This is a genomic window from Cellulomonas sp. P4_B5_2, assembly GCF_056402235.1.
The window spans coordinates 1-7328 of the sequence record NZ_JBFUHU010000188.1 but is presented as its reverse complement, the minus strand read 5'-3'; the positions used below and the strand labels follow the sequence as shown (position 1 = coordinate 7328).

General features: G+C 72.9%; 7 protein-coding genes. 3 read left to right on the top strand and 4 right to left on the bottom strand.

The genetic code is table 11. The features are described 5' to 3' along the window. On the top strand, nucleotides 1–1644 hold a 1644-nt coding region (locus tag AC1DUQ_RS14095; RefSeq protein WP_477073994.1), incomplete at its 5' end, for an HNH endonuclease signature motif containing protein. Here the strand turns inward: AC1DUQ_RS14095 and AC1DUQ_RS14090 are convergent. From AC1DUQ_RS14090 to AC1DUQ_RS14075, 4 genes are all read right to left on the bottom strand, one after another. Next, the gene (locus AC1DUQ_RS14090; RefSeq protein ID WP_477060985.1) at nucleotides 1641–2153 is read right to left on the bottom strand and encodes a hypothetical protein; all 513 of its coding nucleotides are present in this window, start codon (nucleotides 2151–2153) and stop codon (nucleotides 1641–1643) included. The two genes, AC1DUQ_RS14095 and AC1DUQ_RS14090, sit on opposite strands and share 4 nt — an antisense overlap. Nucleotides 2154–2223: 70 nt before the next feature. Then, nucleotides 2224–2955: a cupin domain-containing protein gene (locus AC1DUQ_RS14085; protein ID WP_477060984.1), complete on the bottom strand. Its 732-nt coding sequence runs from the start codon at nucleotides 2953–2955 to the stop codon at nucleotides 2224–2226. Beyond that, the gene (locus AC1DUQ_RS14080) at nucleotides 2952–3869 is read right to left on the bottom strand and encodes a DUF6807 domain-containing protein (RefSeq protein ID WP_477060983.1); all 918 of its coding nucleotides are present in this window, start codon (nucleotides 3867–3869) and stop codon (nucleotides 2952–2954) included. Before AC1DUQ_RS14080 ends, AC1DUQ_RS14085 begins: the two co-directional genes overlap by 4 nt. After that, nucleotides 3866–5305: a Gfo/Idh/MocA family protein gene (locus AC1DUQ_RS14075; protein WP_477060982.1), complete on the bottom strand. Its 1440-nt coding sequence runs from the start codon at nucleotides 5303–5305 to the stop codon at nucleotides 3866–3868. The genes AC1DUQ_RS14080 and AC1DUQ_RS14075 overlap by 4 nt, the downstream gene beginning before the upstream one ends. A gap of 218 nt (nucleotides 5306–5523) precedes the next feature. Here AC1DUQ_RS14075 and arfA point away from each other — a divergent pair, with 218 nt between their 5' ends. Then, nucleotides 5524–7041: an arabinosylfuranosidase ArfA gene (gene arfA / locus AC1DUQ_RS14070; RefSeq protein WP_477060981.1), complete on the top strand. Its 1518-nt coding sequence runs from the start codon at nucleotides 5524–5526 to the stop codon at nucleotides 7039–7041. 25 nt (nucleotides 7042–7066) lie between these two features. Continuing rightward, nucleotides 7067–7328, top strand: a 262-nt coding sequence (locus AC1DUQ_RS14065; RefSeq protein WP_477073993.1) for a hypothetical protein, incomplete at its 3' end; no start/stop codon positions are given.

The window sequence follows — 7328 nt, the reverse complement described above, 5'->3', positions numbered from 1 at the left end:
GTCGACGGGGTGCTCGCCTCGGTGCGGTCGGCGGTCCTGCTGGCCGAGCGGGAGTCGGCCTCGTGGCAGCGGCCCGGGGTGCCGTCGTTCGAGGCCGCGCACGGGTCCGCCAGCCGGGCCGGGTTGCCCGGTGCGCGAAGGGAGATCGCCCAGGCCGAGGTCCTCGCGGCCATGCCCGCGGTGGCCGACGCCGTGGGCGCCGGGGTGATGCCGGTGGGACACCTGGACGCGTTCGCCCGCATCACCGCTGGTGCCTCCGAGCAGGTCGGGGCCGCGCTCGCCAGCCCTGGTGTGCAGGACGCGATCGTGCGGCTGGGCACCACGCAGGACGCGCCGACGTTCTCCCGGTCCGTGCAGCGTATGGTCGCCGAGCTCGACCCCGCCGCCCGGGACAGGTCGCACGAGAACCAGCGCGCCCGCCGGTTCCTGCACCTGTCCGACCAGGCCGACGGCACCCACATCCGCGGTCTGCTCGACCGGGTCGCCGGACACCGACTCCGCCTCGCCCTGGAAGCCACCGGCGAACGTCCCGGCACCACCGCCCTCGAGATCGACAGCAGGGGCGACAGCGAGACCGACAGCAGTGGCGCTGATGACCACACACGCCGGCCCGTCGTCGGTGGAGCGGGTCACGCCGGCGCCACCGGGACGGTGGTGGAGGAGCGGACCGCCGAACAAGCCCGCGCGGACGCGCTGGACGTGATCGCCCGCCGCATCCTGGCCCTGCCCACCACCGCCTCCGGTGCCGCCGTGCCCCCGCAGATCAGCTTGCTTATCACCGAAGCCACCTTCGCTGCCCTGCGCACACACGCGCTCCGCCGCGCCACGACACCCCCGAGCGGACCAGCACCCGACGCCATCGCTGGCTCGGCCACCGCCGCCCCGGACACCGGCCCCGCCGCACGAACCGACGCCACCCCCAGCTCCACGGACCCGGCCTCAGCCTTGGCCGCGGCCCCCGCCGTCACCCTCGAGGACGGCACGCCCATCCCGACCAGCGAGGTCGCCAAGATCCTGTGCGACTGCGAGATCACCCGCATCGTCATGGACGCGGCCGACCAACCCGTCAACCTCGGCCGCACCGCGCGCCTCTACACCGGCGCCCACCGCCGCGCCATCATCGCCCGCGACCGACACTGCGCCTTCCCCGGCTGCGACCGGCACGCCCGGTGGGCCGAGATCCACCACATCGCCTGGTGGGACCGTGACAACGGAGACACCTCCATCAGCAACGGTGTCCTGCTCTGCTCCTTCCACCACCACCAGGTGCACCAACACCACCTGGCCATCCACCGCCACACAGTGGCCCCCCGGTCGAGAAGGCCCCAGGACCACCCCACGCTGGAACCGCCCGGCGCCCGCTACACCTTCCGCGACCCCACGGGACGCGTCGTCGCCAGCAACGAACGCCCCTCAGGGCCGACGCCAGCCCACCGCCTGGAACAGAGCGCCGTGCGGCCGACGACGAGCAGCCCCGAGGACGGCCGACGTGCGTCGCCGGGAGACAAGGCGGCCGCCGAGGAGTCACCCCCGAGCACTTCGGGAGCCCCACCGCTCAGGCAGGTGTCGTACGCGAGCGAGCGAGGAGCCGACCTCGATGGAGTCGCACGCAAGGGACGAACTCGTCCGAGCTCGCGCGACTAGTGCATGAACGCGTACTTGAGCACGATCACCAGCAGCCCGAACGCGGCCGCGATCGCGACCTCACCGATCAGGGCGCGCCCTCGGACCCCCGCGCGATGTGCCGCGAGCGCGGCGACGCCGGCGAGCATCGCGACGGTGAACCAGAGCGCGAGGAACGCCGCCCGGTAGACGTCCATGCCGACGAGCCTGCCGATCGCGAACACGACGAGCACCGGCAGGCTGCCCAGCAGAACCCCGGTGTTGTTGCGGAGCGCGTGCCTGAGCCGGTGGCCGGCGCTGTGGTCCTGGTCCTCGAAGCGTCCGCCGACCGCGTCCGCGTAGACGTGCGCGAGCCAGTAGGTGACGGACACCAGGGCGGTGGCGAGGATGACGATGTCCCCGGTCTCAGCGCCGGCGCTCGTGGCCGCGAGGACGACGCTCGACACGAGCGCGCCGTAGAGGATCTCCGCCGGACCCCTGTTCCGCAAGAAGCGGTCGACGCGGGTGAACCGCTGGTGCTCGACGTCCATGTGCCCTCCGCGATCTGCCGTGGGGCTCCTATCGTGGCGCACAACGAGCCGGACCGTCGGGCTGCGCGGCTCAGACGGGCGAAGGCCAGGTCTGCAGTCGACCGCACATGCCGTACCGCCGCGGCGCGGGAGCTGCATCGACAGCCGTGACTGATCCCCGAGAGAGGTGTTGCCCGACGCCTCTGATGAGCCCCTCGAGCGCCCCGGCCGTGGTCTCGGTCTCGGCGTAGACGGTCCGCGTCCACACGTCCTGCCAGCGCGGCACCAGGGTCCGGACGATCCGGGTCGACGCGTCGTGCAGGGGTTGGAGCGCCGCGGCCGCGCCGATCCGGTCGACGGCCTCGCCCATCTGGGCGTACCCCTCGAGCGCCAGGTCGCGCCGGCGACGGGCGGCCTCGGCGATCTCGTCCTCGGACGCCCCTGCGCCGGGCAGGGTGGCTGCCGCGCGGTAGGCGGCAGGGTCGGCCAGCACGGAGGCGGGGAACGTCAGGACGGCGTCCCCGGCCTCGGGCAGGCCGGCGTTCGACATGAGGACGAGGACCTCCAGGTCACCGTCGTTGACCGCGCGGTGCACGACTCCCGGCCCGAACGACACGATCGCGCCCGGCTGCAGCGGATGGACGGTGAACCCCGACGGGCCGAGGGTGTGCACGGAGCCGCTGCCGCCGAGGACGACGTACGCCTCCGAGGACACGACGTGCAGGTGCGGCGATCCGCTGCCGGCGAGGCCGACGCCGTCGGGCGCCGGCCAGTCGTACACGCGCAGGTTGCTGACCGAGACGCCCCCGGGAAGTCCGCTCATGCCGACAGGATCCCGCTGCCGAGCGACGCGAGCGAGGCGGCCGACGCAGGATCGGAGCTCCCATCGGCGATCACCACCGCGTACCGGAACCGGAGCGTGTCACCGGGCGCGAACGGGACCTCGGTGGAGAAGAAGGGTGCCGGGTTGAGGCACCCGAAGTGCTCGGTGCGCGCGAACCACTGCGGCGGGTGCGAGGGGTTGCCGGGACCGTCGACGATGACGACCGTCGACGCTCCCCCGGTCCCGTCGTGCAGGCCGACGAACCCCATCCACGGCCCGCGCGTCCCGCGGATCTCCTCGCCGCCGGAGAAGTCGGGGGCGAGCAGGGTGCCGCCGGTGAACGACCGGGGACCGCGCCAGAACAGCCCGCCGTAGCCGGCGTTCTCCCGCCCGCGGGTGGTGGGCGAGCCGATGGTCAGGTCGGCGGACGACACGTTGGTCATGGAGGTCTCGAAGGTGAGCACCCAGGCGTCGTCGCGACCCGCGGGGACGACGAACCCGAGCGACCGCGTCTCGTCGATCACGTGCGCGCCCGCCTGCGTGTGCCAGGCGAGCGTGTGCGTGAGGTCGACGCGATCGGGGGCCACCGACAGCGCGGTGAGGTCGACGTGGTCCATCGAGCCGTCGTTCTCGAGCTGCACGTACCCCTGCCCGTGCACGTAGGTGGGGCCGCCCCAGAAGTTGTGCTCGCCGACCACCGGCAGCGACCAGGCGATGCCCTTGTGCCAGACGTGGTCGTGCGGCCGGTACGCCGTGACGAGGTCGCCGCCGCGTGTCCGGACGGGGTGCAGGTAGGGGCGCGGGCTCTCGAGCTGCACGTCGGTGGGGACGTAGACGTACTGCGCGAGGGTGGTGTCGCCGGCGACGACGTCGACCGCTCGGCCGACGTCGTGGAGCGCGGAGAGGCCGGTCACAGGGCGAGGTCCGCGCCGAGGTCCAGATCCGCGATCGTGACCGGCAGCCCGGTGACGAGCGACTGGTTCGCGGCGATCCCGACCGCCACGGCGCGCAGCCCGTCGAGGTACCCCGCGGGACGGCCGAGCTCGTCGTCGGCGACGCGCAGGTGTCGTCGGAACACGTCCTTGAGCAGGATCGCGTCCCCGCCGCCGTGCCCGCCGATGCCGTCGGGGATCGCGGACTCGGTGGCCCGCTCCCAGTGCTTCTGCACGAGCAGCCGCTCCCCCTCGGGACGCAGCGAGTCGCCGACGGAGGTCGGCGTCGCGGACGGGTCGAGCACCGCCTTCCCGAACTCGTCGAGCTCGATGGCCCCTCGCTCGACCACCTCGAGCTCCGCGCGGCCGGCCGTCCCGTTGACCGTGACGCGGTAGCCCTCCCACGGGCTGTGCGCGTTGAGCGAGTAGGTGAGGGTCGCGCCACGGCGGTAGTCGACCAGCAGCGCCATGTTGTCCTCGATGGTGATGCCGGGGCCGAACACGTCCTGGTCACGCCGGTAGCCGTCGTACTGCTCGGCGTCCAGGTAGAGGGACTTCAGGCGGGGGTCGTCGTTGAGGTCGAGCGTGAACGGGTCGCCGACGACGCCGGTGCCGCGCGACGGCCGGGCACCGAGCCCGCGGTCGGCGGCGTTGCGGTCGCCGTAGAACTTGAGCCCGCCACGGGCGTAGACGCGGGCGGGCACGTCGCCGATCCACCAGTTGACCAGGTCGAAGTGGTGGCTGGACTTGTGCACCAGCAGGCCGCCGGAGTTCTTCTTCTCGCGGTGCCAGCGACGGAAGTAGTCGGCGCCGTGCACCGTGTCCAGAGCCCACTCGAAGTGGACCGACGTGACCTCGCCGATCTCGCCCGACGCGATCACCTGGCGCAGGGAGGAGTTCCGCGGGGCGTACCGGTAGTTGAAGGTCATGACGACGTCGCGGCCGGTCTCGCGCACCGCGCCCGTGATCCGTCGGCAGCCGGGCCGGTCGATGGTCAGGGGCTTCTCGACGACGACGTCGGCCCCCGCGGCCAGCGCCCGCGCGACGAGCTCGGCGTGCGCGTGGTCGGGCGCGGTCACGACGACGACGTCCACCGACTGCTCGGCGATCATCTTCTCGAGCCCGTCGGGCGCGTAGGTGGGCAGCGACGCGGGGTGGCCGAGCGCCTCGGACACGACGGACTCGTAGTGCGCCATCCGGCCCGGGTTGGTGTCGAGCAGGGCCACCAGGGTGGCGACGTCGGCGTGCTCGCCGGTGATCGCGCCGATGTACATGCCCGCGCGGTGGCCGGTGCCGGCGACGGCGTACCGCAGCTGCTTGCCCTCGGGGGCGGCGGCGAACTCGGGGATGACGCCGGGGCCGGCGGCGGTGCTGCTGCTCGACGCGGGGCGGGGTGCGGTCGGGTTCTGGTCGGTCACGGGTGTCCTCGGTGTCGTCGTCGCCTCGTTGCGGCGGACCAGTGCGGAAAGCGTTGTCCGTCGATAGGTAGCCTATGCCGTGGGGCACGTCTCGCACAGGTCCCAGGGGCGACGGATCATGGGAGGCGGCCGGCCCGGCACGCCACACCGCCCGCCGCACCGCCGACACAGGAAGCACGCCCGCACCGAGCAGCGTCGCCCGATCCAGGAGAGACCCGATGTCCCAGCGCGCCACCGTCCTGCTGCACCCCGACTTCCGCGTGGGCGAGGTGGACCGCCGCTTGTTCGCCTCCTTCGTCGAGCACCTCGGGCGTGCCGTCTACACGGGCATCTTCGAGCCGGGTCACGAGACCGCCGACGAGCACGGCTTCCGCCGCGACGTCGCCGACCTGACCCGCGAGCTCGGCGTGAGCATGGTCCGCTACCCCGGCGGCAACTTCGTCTCCAACTACGTGTGGGAGGACGCCGTCGGGCCGGTCGAGGACCGCCTGCCGTTCATCGACCTCGCGTGGCGGACCATCGAGCCCAACACGGTGGGCACCGACGAGTTCCTGCAGTGGGCGGAGCGCGAGGGCATCGAGCCGATGATGGCCGTCAACCTGGGCACCCGCGGCGTCGCGGCGGCCGCGGCGCTGGTCGAGTACTGCAACGGCGAGGCCGGCTCTCGCTGGGCGGACCTGCGGATCGCGAACGGTCGCGAGAAGCCGTACGGCGTGACGCTCTGGTGCCTGGGCAACGAGATGGACGGCCCCTGGCAGATCGGGCACAAGGACGCGGACGAGTACGGCAGGCTCGCCGCCGAGGCCGGCAAGGCCATGCGGCTGGTGGACCCGTCGATCGAGCTGGTCGTCTGCGGCTCGTCGTCGATGATGATGGACACCTTCGGCTCGTGGGAGCAGACGGTCCTCGAGCACACGTGGGACGTGGTCGACCACCTGTCGATGCACGCGTACTACGAGGAGCTCGACGGCGACCGCGCCTCGTTCCTCGGGTCCGGCACGTCGATGGACCGGTTCATCCGCCGGGTCGTCGCCTCCGCCGACGCCGTCGCCGCGCGCCGCCGCTCCGACAAGGTCGTCACCATCTCGTTCGACGAGTGGAACGTCTGGTACCTGAAGTCCCGCTTCGTCGGCGAGCAGAACCTCCCCCTGCAGCGCGACGCCCCGCGCATCATCGAGGACGTCTACTCGGCGCTCGACGCCGTCGTCGTCGGCGACCTGCTGGTCACCCTGCTCAACCACGCCGACCGCGTCCCGGTGGCCTGCCTGGCCCAGCTGGTCAACGTGATCGCGCCGATCATGACCGAGCCCGGCGGACCGGCCTGGCGCCAGCCCACGTTCCACCCCTTCGCGACGACGGCCCGGCTCGCGCGCGGCACCGCCCTCGACCTGCGGGTCTCCGGGCCGACGTTCTCGACGAGCGCCCACGGCGACGTCCCGGTGGTGACCGCGGCGGCGACGCTCGACGGCGACGACGTCGCGCTGTTCCTGGTGAACCGGTCGGCCGAGCCCGTCGAGGTCGAGCTCTCGCACCCCGGCGTCACCCTCGCGCTCGGCCGGGGCGTGCGGGTGACCGCCGACGACGAGCCCGCGGTCGAGGGACCGGAGCACGCCGCCGCCGTCGCGGAGCGTCACGTGTCGGAGGTCGACGGCCCCGAGTCGTCAACCGGCAGCACCGTGATCACCCTCGCGCCGGAGTCCTGGACCGCCCTGCCGGGGGTGCTCACGCGGGCCTGACGGTGGGGAGTGGCACCATCGAGGGATGAGGCGCATCGCGCTCGGGTTCGGATGGCTGCTCGGCGTGCTCGTCGCGGGCCTCGTCGGCGTCGGCATCGCCGCGCGCCTGAGCCCCCGACCGGCGTCGGTCGTGATGCGCCGGAACATGGACCGCCACGGCTACGCGCGGTTCACGGCGACCGCGCCGTTCGTCCCGGCGCACGTGGTGTCCGAGATCGACATCCCCTACCGCGACGGCGATCGCGACGCCCGCCTCGACGTGCACCGGTCGACGGGCTCCGACGGGA